An 18781-nucleotide genomic window follows, 5' to 3' on the forward strand; every position below is an offset into this window, starting at 1 on the left:
ATGTTCGACCGACGCTCCACGTTCGGAGAAGCCCTCGACCACCCCGGCGCGCGCGCCGTCCTGGAACGCCTCATGCCGGGCATCGCCGCCTCGCCCATGGCGCTGCAGTTCCGTGACGGACGCCTCGGCGCCCTCGTCGCGCTCGTGCCGGCACTCGAGGAGCAGGAGGCGCGCGATCGGCTGTGGGCCGAGCTGGCCGACATCGGCGACGACGTGCAGCGCGCGCCGTACGCCCCCACGATCGCGGCCGATCCCGGGTACGAGACGGATGCCGTGGCCCGCGGCTCCGCGACCGTGACGCTGCCGGCATCCGTCTCCCTGTGGGGTCCGCTGGAGATCGTCATCGACGGTCCGACGCACGGCAATCCGTTCGTCGACGTCGAGCTCGGCGCGGTGTTCACCCGCGACGGCGAGGAGCGGCGGGTCGGCGGCTTCTACGACGGAGACGGTCGATACGCCATCCGGGCGCTCGCCGACGCCGAGGGCGTGTGGACGTTCGAGACGCACTCGACGGCACGCTCCCTCGACGGGCTCACGGGCACGGTCGTGGTGGGTCCGCCCGCCGAGGACGCGCACGGTCCTGTGCGCGTCGACGGCTTCCATTTCCGGCACGCGGACGGCACGCGCCATCGGCCGCTGGGCACGACGGCGTACGCGTGGACGCACCAGCCGGAGGAGCTGCAGGAGCAGACCCTGGCGACGCTCGCCGAGGCGCCGTTCACGAAGATGCGCATGTGCGTGTTCCCCAAGTCGTACCTGTACAACGCGAACGAGCCGGCCGACTTCCCGTTCCCCGGTTCGATCGACGACGGCTTCGACCTGGAGCGCTTCGACCCCGCACACTTCCGCCGCCTGGAGCGCCGCATCCAGCAGCTCGCCGCGCTCGGCATCGAAGCCGACCTCATCCTCTTCCACGCCTACGACCGGTGGGGCTTCGCCGACCTCGGTCCCGCCGTCGACGAGCGCTACCTCCGGTACGTGGTGCGGCGTCTCTCCGGCTTCGCCAACGTGTGGTGGTCGATGGCCAACGAGTACGACCTGCTGTGGGCCAAGGACACCGCGGACTGGGAGCGTCTGGCCGCCGTGGTCGGCGAGGAGGACGCCTTCGGGCACCTCAACTCGATTCACAACTGCCGCCCCTTCTACGACTACTCGGCACCCTGGATCACGCACGTCAGCGTGCAGCGGGTGGATGTCTACCGCACGGCGGAGAACACCGACGAGTGGCGCGAGCGGTGGGGCAAGCCCGTCGTGATCGACGAGTGCGCCTATGAGGGCGACATCGACCAGGGCTGGGGCAACATCACCGGGGAGGAGATGGTGCGCCGGTTCTGGGAGGGTGCCGTGCGCGGCGGCTACGTCGGTCACGGCGAGACCTACCTGCCGTCGGCGCTCGGGCGCGACGACGAGACGCTGTGGTGGTCGAAGGGCGGCGAGCTGCACGGCACCTCACCCGAGCGCATCGGGTTCCTCGAGCGGCTGCTCGCGGAAGCGCCCGAGGGCGTGTGGGATCCGCTGCCCGGCGACTGGGACGTCCCGTGGGGCGGTGTCGCCGGCGAGGTGCTCGTGGGCTACTTCGGGTTCAACCGACCGCGGTTCCGCAACGTCGTCGTCGGCGAGGGCAGCTGGGTGATCGACGTCATCGACACCTGGAACATGACGGTCGAACGCGTGCCCGGCGAGTTCGGGGCGGGTCCCGTGCGGGTCGAGCTCCCCGGGCGCGAGTACATGGCCGTGCGCCTGACGCGCGCCGACGGACGGACACGACGGATCGAAGGCGAAGGATGAACGACACTCTCACCGGCAGCGGATCGCCGCGACTCCGCGGGAAGACCGCGCTCATCACCGGCGCGGGCGCCGGCATCGGACGGGCCGTCGCGGAACGGTACGCCGCCGAGGGCGCCCGCGTGATCATCGCGGATCGCGACGCCGAGGCCGCCGCCTCCGTCGCGGCCGCCATCGGTGCTGCCGCCCGCCCCGAGGTCATCGACATCTCCGACGAAGCCTCCGTGGAGTCCGGCTTCGCCGCGGCGGTCGCGGCGGGGTGGTCGCCGGACGTCGTCGTCGCGAACGCCGGCGTGCAGCTCTTCGGACAGGATGCGAGGGCGGGTGAGCTCGACCTCGATGTGTGGCGCCGCACGATCGACATCAATCTCACCGGGACCTTCCTGACCGTCAAGCACGCGGTGAGAGCGATGCTCTCCTCCGGCGGCGGATCGATCATCCTCACCGGGAGCCCGACCGGTCTGAACGGCGAGGGACAGGACTTCACGGCGTACTCCGCATCGAAGGCCGGCATCCACGGGCTCGCCCGCACCGTCGCCGCCGCGTACGCCGCGTCGGGGATCCGGGTCAACACCGTCGTGCCGGCGTACACCGAGACCGGGCTCGTCTCCGCGATCTCCGACGATCCCGATTCCCGGGCCGCGATCATCGGTCGCATCCCGCTCGGTCGCGCCGGCAGCCCGAAGGACATCGAGGGGATCATGGTGTTCCTCGCGAGCGACGACGCCGCGTTCGCGACCGGCTCGCTGTTCGCGGTCGACGGCGGGATGACATCTCTCTGATTTCCTGAGTGAACTACTTGCTTTCCTGACGACATCAAATAAGCTGTGACGCATCGTCAGGGCCTGTTGTTCGAAGGAGAATCCATGTCCCGTTTCGCCGACCACCGCTCCGCGCTCCGCCAGCCTCCCATCGAGTACCGCCCGGAGCTCCGCTGGTGGCTCGCGGAGGGGCACCACACCGATCAGACGCTGCGCTCGGAGATCGAGACCGCGCACCGGTTCGGCTTCGGGGGCATGGAGTTCCTCGCCATGGACGAGGAGATGATCGACCACGGCCGGTATGGCTGGGGCGCCGAGGAGTGGGTGCACGACTCGGCCATCGTCGTCGAGGAGACGACCGCTCGGGGCATGTCGGTGAGCTTCACGTCGGGCACGAACTGGTCGAACGCGAACCTGCCGACGATCGACCCGGACCATCCGTCGGCCGCGCAGGAGCTCGACGTCGTCACGATCGACGTGAGGCGCGGAGCACCCGCCGCCGGCGCTCTGCCGCGGATCGACCTCGACGCGAACCGGGGCGATTCACTGCTCCCGGGCCACCGCGTCGCACCGAAGACCCAGCGGCTGGAGGCCGTGGTCGCCGCGGTGCTCACCGGCGACGGCGTGATCGATTCGTCCTCCGTGCTCGATCTGTCCGAGCGCGTCGACGGAGAGAGTCTCGACTGGGAGCCCGCCGATGACCGGGACTGGCGGATCTTCGTCTTCTGGGCCCACGGGACGGGCCAGACAGCGGCGCCTTCCGCCACCGTCAACTACACCGTCAACTACCTGGAGCGGGCGGGCGTCGACGCGGTGATCGACTACTGGTCCGAGGTCGTCCTCACCGCGGAGCTGCGCGAGCAGATCGCACGGAATCCGCGCGCGCAGATGTACATGGACTCCCTGGAGCTGACCATCTGGGGTGCGGGCGGCATGTTCTGGGGCCAGAGCATCCGCGACGAGTTCCGCCGGCGCCGCGGCTACGACATCGTGCCGTGGCTGCCGTTCCTCATCCGCGAGATCCGCATGATGGCAGCCGCGACCACGTATCACTACGACGCGGAGAGCGCGCAGCAGCCCGAGGTGGAGAAGGTGCGCCACGACTACGCGCAGACCCTCACCGACCTCTACATCGAGAACATGCTCGAGCCGTTCGCCGCGTTCCTGCACGAGAACGGGATCACGCTGCGCGCGGAGATCAGCTACGGACTGCCCTTCGAGCTCACCCGCCCCGGGCCCGCCGTGGACGGCATCGAGACCGAGTCCCTCGAGTTCGGATCGCAGATCGACGCATACCGGCTGCTCGCCGGACCCGCGCACCTCTTCGGCAAGCAGTACTCGTCCGAGACCGGGGCGACGACTCGCAACCACATGCTCGACCACCGGTTCTTCGACCAGATCATCCGCACCCAGCTCGCCGCCGGGGTGACGCGAACCGTGCTGCACGGCTGGGCCAGCACCGTCGGCGCCGAAGGGGCGACCCAGTGGCCGGGGCACGAGGGCATGTGGCCGATGTTCTCGGAGCGGTTCGATACGCGCCAGCCCGCGTCGGAGTTCTACCCGCTCTGGAACGACGCGATCGGGCGCTACCAGTACCTGCTCCGCCAGGGACGGCCGCGCATCGATGTCGGCATCCTCCGCACGGACCACTTCGTCGACAACCTGTCTGGCCTGGTCTTCGTCGAGGGGGACGGCACGCGGGTCCCCGACGAGGTCGCCTACGGCCGGTGGTGGATGCGCAACCGCGAGAACCACTGGTGGCAGGACCTCGGGATGCAGGATGCCGGCTGGTCCTACGAGTTCTTCGACGCCTCCCTCCTCCTGCACGACGATGTCTCGTTCGGAGAAGGCGTCGTGCAGCCCGACGGCCCGGGGTACCAGGCACTCATCGTCTACCAGGAGGCGCTCGACCCCGACGCGGCCGCCCTGCTGCTCGATCGGGCGCGCGCCGGTCTGCGCGTGCTCATCGTAAACGGCGCGCGGGAGCTGAAGCTCCTCCTCACCGGCGATTACACGACACACGAGCGGGCCGCATCGCGCACCCCGGGACGGGACGGTCGCGACGCGGAGCTCGCCGCGACGCTCACCGCCCTCCGCGCCCTCCCCTCTGTGCGAGAGATCGACGATCCGGCGCAGACCATTCAGGCGCTCCGCGACCTCGGCGTGATCGGCCGCGCCGAGTTCACCGCCGAGAACCGGGCCGTGCTGACCTACCTGCGCGAGGACGGAGATCTGCTGCACCTGTTCGCGTACCACTTCCTCTACGAGACGGGCGCCGAGACCACGGTCGAGGTCGCGCTGCCGGCGGGCGCGGTCCATCGTATCGACGCGAACACGGGCGAGGCCCTGCCGCATCAGGGCACGCGTCAGGCGGGCGATCGCACGATCGTCACGATCACGCTCGCGCCGGGAGAGTCGGCGCTGTTCACGCTGGACCGGGGTTCAGCGGGGCAGGATTCCGTTCCGGCGCGCGCGACCACGGTGGCGGACATCGCCGAATGGGGCATCGCCGTCGAGAGCTGGGACGCCGGCGAGGACATCACGATCGTCGAGGACCGCGGACTCGGGTACGTGACCCGCGAGGTCAAGCCCACCACCGCCGTCACCCGCATCGAGAGCGCCGCCACCGCGCTTCGCCCGTGGAAGGACCTCCCCGACATCGGACCCGAGGTCTCGGGCGTCGGAGAGTACCGCGCCGTCTTCACGGTCGACGCCGCGGATGCCGCGGACGGCCGGCTGCTCCTCGACCTCGGATCGACGTCCGGCGGGCTCGGCTCGGTACGGATCAACGACGGGGCTGCGCGCGGCTTCGACACCTCGCATCCGGTCGTCGACATCACTTCCGACGTGCGTCCGGGGACCAACGAGGTCGTGGTGCGCGTCGCGAGCTCGCTCAACAACCGGCTCCGTGCGCGCGGCTACTATGAGCAGATCGCCGACGTGGCGCTGCAGTTCTCAGGCCGCGCGGGGACTCACGAGACGATCGTGCGGGACTACGGCCTGCTCGGCCCGGTGACTGTGAAGCGGATGCGGTGAAGGAGAAGGAAAGATGACGTCGAGGGCCGACATCTCCCCGGTCTTCGACCAGGACCCGCTCGATCTGCGGCTGACCGTCGCCTCGATCATCCACTGGGCGGACAGCCGCGAGGTGCGGGAGGAGACGATGCAGCGCATCCGATTCCCCCTCGACGACATGCCCATGTTCCTGGTCGTCAACCAGCTCACCTACCGCGGCGCCCTGCGCCCCACGGATCTCGCCTCCACCCTCGGCACCGGCAGGGCCAACATGAGCAAGATCGTGCGGCGACTCGAAGACGCGGGCCTCGTCACCCGCATCGCCTCGGAGATCGACGAGCGCAGCATCCTCATCGCCTTGACCGCCGAGGGGCGCGAGATCGGCGAGCGCATCGTCGCCAACGCGGACCGGCACTACCGTGCGGTCACCGAAGGCTGGAGCGCCGAGGATGTCTCGCAGCTGCAGCGCCTCCTCGGACGGTTCGCTCGTCAGGCCATGCTCGAGCTCGCGTCGCGTTCGCCCGCGCTGTCGGCGCCGCGCTGACCCGGCCTCACCACGTCGCCACCTCGGCGTCGACGGTCTCGCTCATCCCTTCAGGCCGGAGTGCGCGAGACCCTCGACGAACTGCTTCTGCGCGATGATGAACACGATGAGCATCGGCACGACCGTCATGGTGGCGGCGGCGAGCTGCGTGTTCCACATCTCGCCGCCGTAGGCGTCGGCGTAGCGGGTGAGCGCCTGCGGCAGGGTGAAGAGCTCGGGCGAGGTGAGGTACACGGTCGGCTCGAGGTACAGGTTCCACGAGGCGAGGAACGTGAGGATGGCGACCGCCGACAGCGCCGGCTTGGCGAGCGGCATGCTGATCCGCCACCAGATGCCGACCCGGCCGAGGCCGTCCAGGCGCGCCGCCTCCTCGAGCTCGCCGGGGAGCGCGATGAAGAACTGACGCATGACGAAGGTCGCCAGCACGCAGGGCGCGGCGAGCGCCGTGACCAGGATGAGCGGCCAGTGCGTGTTCACCAGCCCCGCCTGCGTGAACATCTGGAACAGCGGGACGATGGTCACCTCGCTCGGCACGAGCAGGCCGATGAGCACGACGAAGAACAGCACGTTGCGCCCGCGGAAGGGGATCCGCGCGAACGCGTATCCGGCGAGGCTCGCGACCAGCATCGTCACGAGCGTGACCACGACGGCGATGTAGACGCTGTTGAAGTACTGACGCGCGAACGGCTGGAACGTGAACGCCTCCGCGTAGGCGGCGAGCGTCGGGGAGTCCGTGAAGATCGTCGGCGGAGACTGGAAGATCTCGTTCAACGGCTTGAGCGACGAGGCGATCATCCACACGGTCGGGACGACGAAGGGGATGGCGAGCACCGACAGCGCGACGATGAGGATGACGCGGCGCAGGACGTGGCCCGCGCGGCGCTGCCTGTGGGAGACGAGATCAGTCTTCATAGAACACCCACTTCTTGCGGAGCTGCCACTGCAGGAGCGTCAGCAGCATCACGAACGTCAGCAGCATGAGCGCGAGAGTCGACCCGTAGCCGATGTTGTTGAACTCGAATGCCTGCTGGAAGACGTAGTAGACCAGGACGGTCGTGGACAGACCCGGCCCACCGCCGGTGAGGACGGCGATCTGCGCGAAGGCCTGCAGCGCCCCGACGATCGTGATGATCGCGGTGAGCAGCACCGTCGGCGAGATGAGCGGGAGCGTGATGCGGAAGAAGATGGTGGCGCTGCCGGCCCCGTCGATGCGGGCGGCCTCGTGCAGCTCGCTCGGCACCCCCTGGAGGGCGGAGAGGAACAGCACCATGTTGATCCCCACGCTGCGGACCACCTGCGAGACGATCACGGCGATCATGGCCGTGTCGCCGCTCTGCAGCCAGTTCGGGCCGTCGATGCCGATGACGGAGAGGGCGCCGTTGATGCCTCCGTTGTCCTGCAGGAGGAATCCCCAGACCAGCGTCCAGGCGACGACCGACACGACGACCGGCGAGAAGAACAGCGTGCGGAAGAAGGTCACGCCGCGGAATCGGCGGTTGAGCATCACGGCGAGTCCCAGGCCGAGAGCGATGTTCAGGACGACGATGCCGCCGGAGAAGACCACCGTCGCGAGCAGGACGGACGGCAGCTGGGGGTCGGTCAGCAGGTCGGCGTAGTTGTCGCCGCCCACGAACTCGAGGCGACCGCTGAAGATGTTCCAGTCGTTGAGGCTGTACCAGACGGCGAGTCCGACGGGCACCAGCACGAACAGCACGACGCCGATGAGCTGCGGCGTGATGAACAGGTAGCCCGCGAGCTGGTCGCGGCGCGACGCCGACCAGAACCGTCGTCTGGACGGTGCGGCGGGGGGCCGGGAGGCGCCGGCGGGCGCCTCCCGGGTTTCCACGGTGGTGACGGTCATCTCAGTTCGCGAGCACGGGCTGGATCGCCTCGCACACCTCTCCGAGCACCGCCTCGACGTCGGCATCCGCGACCCACATCGCATCGAAGGCCGCCTTGCCCTTCTGCGCGATCTCCGCCGGGTTGGTGTGGTTGGGCAGCGTCACGGAGTCCGGCACCTGGTCGACGACGACGGTCTGGAGCTGCTCCGCCGTGAGCTTGGCGTTGTTCTCGGCGAGCTTCTCGCCCGTGAGCAGCGACGCACGGGGCGGCGGGAAGTACTGGGCCAGCAGCGCGGCGTTCTCCGGGTCGGTCAGGAAGGCGAGGAAGTCGGTGGCCTCCTGGGTGTGCGCGCTCGAGGAGAGCACGCCGACACCGGCCTGGCCGATCACCGAGTAGTCGCCCTCGGGCCCAGCGGGCAGCGGGATGACGTCGTAGGCGAACGTCCCGTCGAGCAGCGACGCGCGCGACACCTGCGCCACCGTGAAGGCGGCGTCGCCGGCGAAGAAGTCGGCGGCCACCCCCGGGCCCGGCATGGACTTGTCGACGAAGGCGGCGTCGTGGAGGAACTGGAACGCGTCGACCATCTCCGGGCTGTCGAAGGTGCAGGTCGCGCCGTCGTCGGACCATGCCGAGGCTCCCCAGCCCGTCCAGACCGTGGCGAGGGTGTTCCACGACGAGTAGTCGAAGTCGCGGATGACGAAGCCGGCCTTGCCGGTGGCGGCGTTGACCGCGGCGCCGATCGTCGAGATGTCCTCCCAAGTCGGATCCTCCGCGGGGAGCGTCTGGCCCGCCAGCGTCAGGAGGTCGGTGTTGACGTACAGCGCGAAGGGCGAGTTCGAGAACGGGTACGCGTAGAGCTCGTCATCGACGGAGAACTCCGCGGTGACGCTGCCCAGGAGGTCGTCGTAGTCCCAGCCCTTCGTCGCCTCGAGCTCGTCGGTGAGCGGGACGAGGGCATCCGCCGCGATGAGGTCCTTCGACAGGTCTCCCATCCAGGCGAGGTCGGGGGCGTTGCCGCCGGCGATCTGCGTGGTGAGCGTCGTGTTGTAATCGGCGAACGGAAGGCTCTCGAAGGTGATCGAGCCGATCTCCGGGTGATCGGCCTTGTACGCGTCGGCGATCGAGTCGAACAGCGCGAGCTGGTCCTCGTTCGAGGTCCACACGCTCATCCGCAGATCGACGCTGCCGGGTGCGGCCTCGGTCTCGACGGGCTCCGGCGCAGCAGCCGCGCAGCCCGCGGTCACGAGACCGATCGATACCGTCAGCGCCGCGGCGCCGAACAGCTTCTTTGCTGTGTTCATGTCGTTTCCTTCTTCTAGTAGCCGATGATCTCGGGCCAGTGGATCTCCACGCCGACCTCGCCGAGGCGGGACTGGAGCTGTGCGGTGAGCGCAGCCTCGGCCGCGACGTCGTGGGGGCGGTGTCCCTGCTCGAGGCAGAAGCCGGCGAGCTCGCCGGCCGATTCGCCGATGTTCCATTCGACGGGGTGCAGACGGTACGCGCCGTTGGTGATGTGCGTGGTGCCGATGTTCTTCGCCGCGGCGAGCAGGTTCTTCGTCCGCACGGGGATGAGCGCGCCGAGCGGGATCTCGAACGGAGCGCACTCGACGTCGATGTAGTTGTCGCCGGCCGTCGACGGGTGCAGATCGATGCGGTACATGCCCACCCCGACCGTGTCGTCGAAGGTCGCCGGTCCCCCATGTCCGCGGTGCGCGACGGAGATGTCCTGCTCGACCACGGTCCGCAGCGCCCGGATGCGGCGGGACTCGCGGATGTACGGCGCCTGGGCGAAACCGTCGTCGCTGCCGATGACATCACCGCGCAGTCGGAGCCCGGGCCAGCCGTATCCGCCGTCGGGGCGCGGCGCCTCGGTCTGCAGCCAGTGGAAGTAGGCCAGCGACTGGGCCTTGGCCGCCGCGAGGTGGGACTCGCGGTCAGTGCTGTCGATGATGGACCCGCCGACGTAGTCGAGCTGCGGCCAGTTCGCCAGCACGATGTCGCTCGGAGCGAAGCCCTCGCGGAAGGTCTGCCGCGCAGCGATCCGACGGAACTGCCACAGATCGGTGTCGCCGGCGTCGACGCGCGGGTCGCCGGAGCGATCGAGGGCGGGGTTGACGTCGAGCGTGCGCTCCTCCGGCTCCAGCGTGCGCGGGTTCGGCGCGGTGAACGACAGCATCGGCGCACCCCAGAAGGGCAGTTCGAGCTGCTTCCATTCGTCGTAGTCGACGGGGCGCGGGATCGTGTGGTCGCCGTCGACGTGGTCGAAGACGAAGCACCAGGCGATCGACTGCACGTTCTCGGGATCGGCCACCGCCGCCGCGCTCGGCTCGCCCGTCTCGGAGCGGGCCTCGGCGCCGACGACGTACGCGGTTCCGGTCAGCGGCAGCAGGTCTCCGGTCTCGGTGGCGTCCAGCACGAACGACGCCTCGATGACGGTGCGGATGCCGGTGCGCCCGTGCTCGACCGTGACCGAGCGCACCACGTCGTCGACGACCGCCGCCTCGACCGGTTTGGCCGGCTGCAGGACGACGAGCTGCCCGTTGGACCGGTACGGCGCCAGCAGCTGGTCGATGACCGCGACCGCGACCCGGGGCTCGTGGCAGAGGCGACTCACGCGCCCGCGCCCCGGATTCAGCGTCCGGTCGGCGCGCGCCTCCTCGGAGAGGGGGTAGTGGTCGCGGTAGTAGCGGCGGATGCCGTCGCGCAGGGCGCGGTAGCGAGCGGTCACGCCGAACTGCTCGACCCAGATGTGCTCGTCGGGCGGCACGGCCTGCGAGGTGAGCTGTCCGCCGAGCCAGGTGTACTCCTCGGTGAGCACGACACGATGGCCGCGCTCCAGCACGGCGAGGGCGGCGGCGACGCCGCCGAGTCCGCCGCCGATGACGGCGACGTCGGTGGTGAGATTCACTGCGCGCGCCGTTCGACGAGGGTGGCGCCGAACTCGACCTCGGCACTCAGCAGGCGCTGCGTGTCGAGCTGGGGCCAGTCCTCCTCCGCCGAGCTCGAGACGAGCTGCTGCAGCAGGGCGAGGGCTTCGACCGCGACCTGCTCGCGCGGCACATGGAACCCGGTGAGCGCGTGGTCGCCGACCCGGTGTCCGCGCACCTCGGCGAGGGACGCGACAGAGAGGTCGCCGGGAGCGCTGATGCCCGACTTCGACAGGGTGTGGATCACGTCTTCCGCGAGGAACGAGTCCTCCGCGAACACGACGGTCGCCGCGCCGACCGCGTCGACGACGGCGGCGAGATCGGCCTCGCGGAGGTAGTCGAACTGCAGCACCCCCGCGGCATCCGCCGCACGGACGGCTGCCATGCGGTCGTCCGCCGCCGGGCTCGTGAGGTCGTGGTGCACGTACACGGCGCGCTCGTGCCCGAGCTGCGCCGCACGCTCGATCAGCGCGGTGGTCGGGGTGACGTAGTCGAGTCCGACGTAGGGCACCTTGGCCGCTGTCTCATCGCGTCGACCGACCGCGACGAAGGGGAACTGCTCATCGACGAGGCGGGCCAGGTCGTCGCCGTCCATCCGTTGTCCCAGCAGGATGCAGCCGTCGGCCAGCCGCAGGCGCGTGTTCTTGTGGAAGAGCCGCCGCGAGCCGTCCTCGACCGGAGAGCTCGTGAAGAACAGGAGGTCGCAGCCGGCGCGCTCGGCCGCACGTTCGATGCCGTTGAGGAGCGGCCCGTAGAAGTCCATGCTCTCCGGGGAGAGCGCCGCCTCGTAGGTGAAGACGCCGATGATCTGGTTGTCGAGACCGGCGAGTCGGCGGGCCGCGGGATCGGCGACGTACGTGGACTGCTCGATCGCCTGCCTGACCCGCGCTCGGGTCGCCTCGGGGATGCGGACGCTCGCTCCGTCGCGGTCGTTGAGCACCATCGACACGGTGCTCTGACTCACCCCGGCGATCTCCGCGATCTCGCGTTGCGTCACCTTGCTTGGCTTCGATGCCATCCTGACTCCTGACCGAGTGATAATTCGTATTTGCAGGACGCTAATACGTATCTGCAACTTTTGCAAATTCTCTTGACAACGCTCGGAGGCACTCCTCAGGATGGGGAAACCGAATCTGCTGATACGCATGAGCAGATTCCTCCCCGACCGACAGCAGGAGTGACGATGACGTCAGCACCAGACCCCCGCACGCCCGGCCTCAGCCGCCGGGGTTTCCTCAAGGCCACGATCGTCGCGGGCGTCGTGCTCGTCGCGGAGGCGAGTCCCGTGACGGCGCACGCGGCCGCCGGCGACGTCACGCTGTCCGCGACCGGCATCAGCGTGCTGGCCAGCGTCGGCGGTCGCATCGCGATCCGCGACGCGAGCGGCGTGATCCGCACGCAGGGCTCGAAGTTCCAGGTGAAGGATCGGCTCAGCGGCATCCATGTCTCCGTCGGAGGCACCCCGAGCCTGGTCACCGCCCCCGACGGCGCCCCGGCGATCCGCATGGACTACACGTTCGACGCCGCGGCCGGACCGACGACCGTCGTCGGACTGATCACCCTGTCGACCAACCATGCCCACCTCGAATGGGAGGTGCAGGGCGACGCGACGCTCGTCCCGGACGGCTTCCTCTTCAGCCGCGCGATCCTCGCCTCGACGGCGCCGGACGACTTCGTCGCGGTCACCGAATGGGTGCGCGACGACCGTGGCGGCATCCCGTACGAGGACACGGCCGGCATCGCCCACGTCTCCACCTGGGGCGCCCTGCACGGCATGTTCCTCCTGGAACGCTCGCGCCAGGCGTGGACCAACACGACCTGGGTGCACTCCCCCGGCACCGCGCTGACCGGAGGCGGCTATCTGAGCCAGGCCGACTTCTTCTTCAGCGAGACCCGCCCGTCCGCGACGGCGACGATCGGCCGCGGCGACGAGCTCGGCATCGAACTGCGCACCGATCAGCCGTTCAACATCTGGGAAGGCGGCCAGACCGCATCGTTGACGGCCCTCGTCGCCAACGGCGGAACCACGGCCAAGAACGTGCAGCTGTCCTGGTGGGTGCGCGACTTCGACGGCACCGAGCTCGCCACCAGCACGGTGACCGTGCCGGTGAGCGCCGCCGGTACGGCCGAGCACACGTTCACCCTCACCGTTCCCTCGCAGGGGATCGCCCTTGCGGAAGTGACGGCGAGCGCGGGGACGGATGCCGCGTTCGCCCGCACCAACATCGCCGCGCTCCCTCCGCGCAGTCTCGATCCGAGCGCGGCGAGCATGTTCGGGATGGCGAACTATCCCTGGCTGCTGCGCCCCTCCGCTCCCGCCGTCCTCGACCTCTGGCAGCGCGTCGGGGTCAGCCGGGTGCGGATCTCCTACGCCGGAGGCCCCGGCCTGCCGCCGGCGGACTTCGACGCACGGGGCATGCTTCACAACATCGAGCTGCAGCCCTCGCTGGAGGTCACCGACGCGGCCGCCGCCGACTGGGCGGTCGCCAATGTGACCACGGCGATCGCCGCCGGTGCCGAGTATTTCGAGGTCGGCAACGAGCTGAACCGGCCCTTCAACACGGGTGATGCCGCGCAGGCCTACATCGACAAGGCGCTCCGCCCCGTCGTCGATCGGGTCGCGGCGACCGGCTCATCGATCAAGATCATGAACAACGGCCTCGCGGGGATGGACAAGCCCTGGGTGGAGAACTTCATCGCCGGGGGCGGCTGGGACCTCATCGACGCCTTCGCATACCACCCCGGCCGCGGCAACTTCACCCCCGATTACATCCCGGACGGCGACGACTGGGAGGAGTCGAGCAACGGCACCTACTGGAACTTCGCCGGCGGCCTGAAGCAGCTGAAGGCGCTGATGGACGTGCACGGCGAGAAGGAGATCTGGCTCACCGAGGCGTATGCGTGCACACGGCCGAACGGCTGGTGGAACGACACCTATCGGCACGCCGCCGAGAACGTGTTCCTCACACTCGCGCTCGCGAAGGCCGAAGGCATCCGCAACGTGTGCTGGTACCAGTTCCACGACAGCGTGCTGGGAAATCCTCAGGTCGCCGACCCCGAGAACGTCGAGTACCACTACGGCCTCATGAACCGCGACCTCAGCGCGAAGCCGTCGCTCCTGGCCTATGCGCACGCCGCGAAGACGCTCGACGGGGCGACCTTCCTGGGGAAGCTCGACCTCGGCGTCGTGAACGCCAAGGGTCTGCTGTTCGACACGCCCCTGGGGCATGCCGCCGTACTGTGGAGCCGCGCCGACGGCTACCTCCTCAACACGGATCACGATCCCGCCGACTGGCACTTCGCCGCGCCCGAGGTCTGGGTCGACCCCTGGCCGACGAAGACGACCCTCACGCTGCCGGCATCCGGCGGCACCGCGTACCAGCTCGATGCGATCGGACAGCGGTCCGATCTCGCGGTCGCCTCCGGCACGGTCGACGTCGTGATCGACGGCGCGCCGCGGGTGTTCTACGGGCTCGACCTCGTGGTCGGCTGATCAGAGCCGGGCCGGGCCGACGAATCAGAGCTCGACGGGCACCGGGGGCTCGTCTTCGGCTTGCTCGGGATGCCGGGCGAGATTCACGATTCCGGCGACGAGTCCTCCCCATACCGTGACCATGGCGATGACCATGAAGACGATGGCTGTCGTTGTCATGCGACCGCTCCCTTCTCGTCGGCCTTCTGGATCTGCACGGCACCCGTCTCGGGATCGGGGTCGTAGTGTTCGTCGACGAGGAAGTCGTCGTACTCCGGGTCATCCTTGGCATGGGAGCGCCCGCTCCACGGCAGGAGCGACAGCAGGAACGCCAAGATCACGAGGGCGATCACCATGCCCCAGCCGAACACGGCCAGGAACCAGGCCGGGTAGCCGCTGTAGGGCTCGGAGATCTTCGAGATGAGCTCGGTGACCAGCAGGTAGCCGAGCACGATCGGGGCGAGCGCGCCGATCGCGATCTTCCAGATCATGCCGACCGTGAAGCTGGAGCGCCGGTTGAGGTGCTCCTGCAGCGCCGGGAGCTTGTGCAGCACCCAGGCCACGACGACGACCGCGACGAGCGCGACCGCCGAGCGGGATCGAGACCGTGAGCGTGGTGCGGATGCGGCTCCAGCCCAGCTTGTCCTGAAGGGCTGCCACGATCACCTCGAGGATCGAGATGAGCGATGTGATCCCTGCGAAGACCATGGCGCCGAAGAAGAGCACGCCGATGATCGAGCCGCCGGCGGCCTTCGACACGATGGCCGGGAAGGCGACGAAGGCGAGACCGATTCCGGAGGTGGCGACGCCCGCCACCTCCGTGCCCTGCGCCTGCGCCATGAATCCGAGGGCGGCGAAGACGCCGATGCCCGCGCCGCCGCCGCCGTCAGCCCAGGTCGCGTATCGACGACCGCGTGACGACCGGCATGGGAATCAGCACCGCGCCCAGGGGGAGCTCTCCGAGCAGCATCTCGACGGCAGTGCGCCCCATCACGTCGTAGGGGAGCCGCGCGGTCGTCAGGCCCGGCCGCTGGAAGCTCGCCAGCTCTTCGTCGTCGAACGACGCGACGGAGATGTCGTCCGGGACCTTCAGTCCGCGCTCCGCGATCGCCTGGTACGTGCCGAACGCCACGCCGTCGTTGCCGGCCAGGATCGCCGTGAGATCGGGATGGGCGTCGAGCATCTCCAGCGTGCGGGTGTAGCCGATATCGGGATTCCACTCCGGAACATCGACGATGAACGGCTGAACCCCCGCCTCGGCGAAGGCGGCGCGGATCCCGTCGAAGCGCGGCCCGATCGTGACCGAGTGCCGCGGAGACGAGACTGCGCGGGGATTGTTGCCGATCACCCCGACGCGGCGGTGTCCGGCTTCGGTGAGCAGATGCGCCATCGCGTGCCCGGCGGTGCGCTCGTCCGGCAGCACGGAGGGGTGCCCGGTGGTCGACGTCCCGTTCACGATCACGACCGGGACGTCGTGCGGCGTCTGCGGAACCTCGATCATGCGGGCGCCGAGGAGCCCGATCAGGATGCCGTCGACGCGGCGGTCGATCATCGCCTGGATCTCGTCGGAGATGGTCGCGTCGTCGCCCTCCGTCTCGGCGATGAGCACAGTGTGGCCGTGCTCCTTCGCCGCCGAGAGCAGGCCGCGGATCATCTCGGACGCGTAGCGGGTCACCGTGATCTGATCGGAGATGAAGCCGAGCGTCTTCGTCTTCCCGAGTCGAAGGCTCTGCGCCGCCGGGTTCGGCCGATAGCCGAGTTCCTCTGCGGCGGCCCTGACCCGTCGGGCGGCATCGACGGAGAGGCGCGAGCCCGGTCGGTCGTTCAGGATCATGCTGACGGCGGCCTTCGACATGCCGGAGAGCGTGGCCACGTCGGCGAGCGTAGGCCTGCGATCCACGTTCTTCGGCATGGGCTTCCTCCCGTCGCGACAGTCCCAGCTTAGGCAGTGGCGGCTCTGCCGCGGAACCAGTGGTGATGAATTGATTCAGCAAAATCGTTGCAGGTTCGATTCCGCGATGCTAGCCTCGGCGATGCTGAATCAATTTAGCTTTCCGGGTCGGGCACCATTCCTCACCCGCGGAGTCAAGAAAAACAGGAGAGAACATCGTGGTTGATCTCACTCGCAGAGCCCTGTTCGGCGCGATCGGACTGGGGATCGTCGGCACCGTGGTCTCGTGGCCGCGGCTCACCGGCGCCGACATCCCCGGGCGCGGACAGGATGTCCTGACTGTCGCTCTCTTCGGCACCGCGCAGGATGCCGTGGCTCGTCAGTCGCTGGTCGACGGGTTCCAGCGCAAGCATCCCGGCATCGAAGTGCGCATCGTCGCCATTCAGGGGCAGGACTGGAGCGAGTACTTCGCGAAGATCCTGACGATGATCGCGGCGGGCACACCCCCGGATGTCGTCACGGTGGCGACCGAGGGCGCCCAACTCTTCGCATCGCGGCTGGCGCACCCGCTCGACGATCTCGTGCGCCGGGACGCCGCGGAGATGCAGGAGTACTTCGACGACGTCAACCCGACTCTCATCGAGGCGTTCATGTATCAGGGCAGCCTGTTCCAGCTGCCCGACAACTTCAATGCGGCGAACGTCTTCTACAGCACGCAGGCCATGGAGCGCGCCGGGCTCGAACGCCCCGCCGACAACTGGACCCTGGACGATTTCTTCGCGACGGCCCGTGCGATGAAGAAGAGCGCTCCCGGTCAGTTCCTGCCGTACTTCTGGAACAACCGACTGTGGGGCGGCGTCGTGCCCTGGCTCTACGTCAACAACACCAGCTTCCTGCGGGAGGAGAAGGCGAGCGGCGGCGACTGGTTCTGGAACCGCTTCTACCCGGATCAGCCGGCACGGAGCGGAGGATACGTCTGGCGGCAGGCGGACGCACTGAACGAGCACGCCGTCGAGAGCTTCTCCGTGCTCGAGAGCATGGTCTCCGAGGGTCTCGCTGCGAACCCCGCCCAGGGCGGTGGGAACGAGCTCGTCTCCCTGTTCTCCACGGGATCGGTCGGGATGACCCCCGCCGGAGGATTCTGGGTCCGGGGCCTCGACGAAGCGGGCGTGGCGAACGATGCCTACGACGTGACGTACTTCCCACGGATGGCGGGTCAGCGTCACCAGTTCGGCGCCGGAGGCTACGCGATCATGGAGACCTCGCCGCGCAAGGACGAGGCGTGGGAGTGGCTCAAGTACTGCGTGTCCGTCGAGGGCATGACGATCGCCCACCCGCAGCCCGACTCGTCACTCCCCCGTCGCTCGCTCAATGCCGAACTGTACGGAGCCGGGGTGGGCCCCGACCACTGGCAGGTCTTCTACGACACGCTCGACAAGTTCCCCGACACCGGCCCCATGCCGGCACCGCCGCAGCAGGCTGCCGTCGAGTCCGCCCTGCTCAAGAACGTCGTGTCGACCATCACCAACGGGCCGTCCGGCGTGCGCCGCGGCCTCGAGACCATGCAGCGAGACCTCGAGATCGCACTGGGAGGACGATGATGTCTGAGAGCAGCACTCGAACCCTCACCGTCCCGTCGGGAGCGCGCGGCGAGACCGGCACCGTCGCCCGCTCAGGTCGGTCCATCATCTGGGTCTTCCTGGCACCCACGGTGATCGGACTCGGCCTGTTCAACCTCGTTCCGATCGTCGGATCGTTCGTCCTGGCGTTCTTCCGCTGGGACATCATCTCCGATCCCGTCTTCGTCGGCGTCGACAACTTCGTCGACCTCGCGATGAACCCGACGGTGCGCGTGTCGTTCCTGAACACCATCGGCTTCGTGATCGTGGCGGTGATCCTGCAGCTTACGGTCGCGCTGGTGCTCGCCATCCTCGTTCAATCGAGGATGCCCGCGTGGCTTCGCACCTTCTTCCGGTCGTCGCTGTTCTTCCCACTGATCCTGTCAGCCGCGTCTGTCTCCCTGATCATGGCCTACCTGTTCAACCAGGAATTCGGTCTCGTGAACCAGACGCTCAACCTGATCGGCATCGCCGACGTCGGGTGGCTGACGACCGGATTCGGGGCGAAGGTCGTGGTGCTGCTGGTCTACGTGTGGCAGAACTTCGGGTTCACCTTCCTGCTCTTCATCGGAGGCCTCGCCGCGATCCCGAGCGAGGTCTACGAGGCATCCTCGCTCGACGGCGCGGCCGGGTGGACGCAGTTCCGCATGATCACGCTGCCCCTCGTGAGCCCGACCCTGCTGGTCGCATCGGTCATGGCCATCATCAACGCGCTGCAGATCTTCGATCAGTCGTGGGTGCTCACCCGCGGCGGGCCCGGCGATGAGACCCGCACCGCGGTGATGGTGATCTACGAATCCGCCTTCCGGCAGCTCGACTTCGGCGGCGCTTCGGCCATCGGAATCGTTCTCACGCTGCTCATCATGCTCGTCACGGCCATCCAATTCCGGTTGAGCCGCCGATTCGTCTTCTACGGGTGAGGCCA

General features: G+C 68.7%; 15 protein-coding genes and 1 pseudogene. 7 read left to right on the plus strand and 9 right to left on the minus strand.

The window, feature by feature from the left end; all coding sequences use genetic code 11:
* The 4 genes from ABS642_RS09985 (at nt 1) to ABS642_RS10000 (ending at nt 6105) form a co-directional block, all read left to right on the plus strand.
* Complete coding sequence (locus ABS642_RS09985) at nt 1-1788, plus strand: DUF5605 domain-containing protein (protein ID WP_350353197.1); 1788 nt, start codon at nt 1-3, stop codon at nt 1786-1788.
* A complete protein-coding gene (locus tag ABS642_RS09990) occupies nt 1785-2567 on the plus strand; it encodes an SDR family NAD(P)-dependent oxidoreductase (RefSeq protein ID WP_350353198.1) in 783 nt (260 codons plus the stop codon). The genes ABS642_RS09985 and ABS642_RS09990 overlap by 4 nt, the downstream gene beginning before the upstream one ends.
* An 84-nt stretch (nt 2568-2651) precedes the next feature.
* Nucleotides 2652-5582: a glycosyl hydrolase gene (locus ABS642_RS09995; RefSeq protein WP_350353199.1), complete on the plus strand. Its 2931-nt coding sequence runs from the start codon at nt 2652-2654 to the stop codon at nt 5580-5582.
* A 13-nt stretch (nt 5583-5595) separates the two neighbouring features.
* On the plus strand, nt 5596-6105 hold the full coding sequence (locus ABS642_RS10000) for a MarR family transcriptional regulator (RefSeq protein WP_350353200.1): 510 nt from the start codon (nt 5596-5598) through the stop codon (nt 6103-6105).
* 42 nt (nt 6106-6147) lie between these two features.
* Here the strand turns inward: ABS642_RS10000 and ABS642_RS10005 are convergent, their stop codons facing one another.
* From ABS642_RS10005 to ABS642_RS10025, 5 genes are read right to left on the minus strand one after another with little or no spacing between them, the layout of a single operon-like run.
* Nucleotides 6148-7017, minus strand: a complete 870-nt coding sequence (locus ABS642_RS10005; RefSeq protein WP_350353201.1) for a carbohydrate ABC transporter permease — start codon at nt 7015-7017, stop codon at nt 6148-6150.
* Complete coding sequence (locus ABS642_RS10010) at nt 7007-7966, minus strand: sugar ABC transporter permease (RefSeq protein WP_350353202.1); 960 nt, start codon at nt 7964-7966, stop codon at nt 7007-7009. Before ABS642_RS10010 ends, ABS642_RS10005 begins: the two co-directional genes overlap by 11 nt.
* A 1-nt stretch (nt 7967) precedes the next feature.
* A complete protein-coding gene (locus tag ABS642_RS10015; protein WP_350353203.1) occupies nt 7968-9248 on the minus strand; it encodes a sugar ABC transporter substrate-binding protein in 1281 nt (426 codons plus the stop codon).
* A gap of 14 nt (nt 9249-9262) precedes the next feature.
* Nucleotides 9263-10855 carry an FAD-dependent oxidoreductase gene (locus ABS642_RS10020; protein ID WP_350353204.1) on the minus strand — a complete coding sequence of 531 codons (1593 nt, stop codon included), beginning with the start codon at nt 10853-10855 and terminating at the stop codon, nt 9263-9265.
* Nucleotides 10852-11892: a LacI family DNA-binding transcriptional regulator gene (locus ABS642_RS10025; protein ID WP_350353205.1), complete on the minus strand. Its 1041-nt coding sequence runs from the start codon at nt 11890-11892 to the stop codon at nt 10852-10854. Before ABS642_RS10025 ends, ABS642_RS10020 begins: the two co-directional genes overlap by 4 nt.
* A gap of 165 nt (nt 11893-12057) precedes the next feature.
* Here ABS642_RS10025 and ABS642_RS10030 point away from each other — a divergent pair, with 165 nt between their 5' ends.
* Nucleotides 12058-14367 (plus strand): hypothetical protein, encoded by a 2310-nt coding sequence (locus ABS642_RS10030; RefSeq protein WP_350353206.1) that lies wholly within the window; start codon nt 12058-12060, stop codon nt 14365-14367.
* A 24-nt stretch (nt 14368-14391) separates the two neighbouring features.
* Here the strand turns inward: ABS642_RS10030 and ABS642_RS10035 are convergent, their stop codons facing one another.
* The 4 genes and pseudogenes from ABS642_RS10035 to ABS642_RS10050 all read right to left on the minus strand — a co-directional run bounded on the left by ABS642_RS10035 (nt 14392) and on the right by ABS642_RS10050 (nt 16258).
* Complete coding sequence (locus tag ABS642_RS10035) at nt 14392-14526, minus strand: methionine/alanine import family NSS transporter small subunit (RefSeq protein ID WP_350353207.1); 135 nt, start codon at nt 14524-14526, stop codon at nt 14392-14394.
* The gene (locus ABS642_RS10040; protein WP_350353208.1) at nt 14523-14909 is read right to left on the minus strand and encodes a hypothetical protein; all 387 of its coding nucleotides are present in this window, start codon (nt 14907-14909) and stop codon (nt 14523-14525) included. The genes ABS642_RS10035 and ABS642_RS10040 overlap by 4 nt, the downstream gene beginning before the upstream one ends.
* 112 nt (nt 14910-15021) lie before the next feature.
* A pseudogene (locus tag ABS642_RS10045) lies at nt 15022-15186 on the minus strand (sodium-dependent transporter); the annotation flags it as partial.
* Nucleotides 15187-15232: 46 nt separating this feature from the next.
* Nucleotides 15233-16258 (minus strand): LacI family DNA-binding transcriptional regulator, encoded by a 1026-nt coding sequence (locus ABS642_RS10050; protein WP_350353209.1) that lies wholly within the window; start codon nt 16256-16258, stop codon nt 15233-15235.
* Nucleotides 16259-16455: 197 nt separating this feature from the next.
* Between ABS642_RS10050 and ABS642_RS10055 the strand changes: the two genes are divergently transcribed.
* Complete coding sequence (locus tag ABS642_RS10055) at nt 16456-17838, plus strand: sugar ABC transporter substrate-binding protein (protein WP_350353210.1); 1383 nt, start codon at nt 16456-16458, stop codon at nt 17836-17838.
* The gene (locus ABS642_RS10060; RefSeq protein WP_350353211.1) at nt 17838-18776 is read left to right on the plus strand and encodes a sugar ABC transporter permease; all 939 of its coding nucleotides are present in this window, start codon (nt 17838-17840) and stop codon (nt 18774-18776) included. The genes ABS642_RS10055 and ABS642_RS10060 overlap by 1 nt, the downstream gene beginning before the upstream one ends.
* Nucleotides 18777-18781: the final 5 nt, after the last annotated feature.

This window comes from Microbacterium sp. A8/3-1 (assembly GCF_040267695.1).
In the GTDB taxonomy this organism is placed as follows: Bacteria; Actinomycetota; Actinomycetes; order Actinomycetales; family Microbacteriaceae; genus Microbacterium; species Microbacterium luteolum.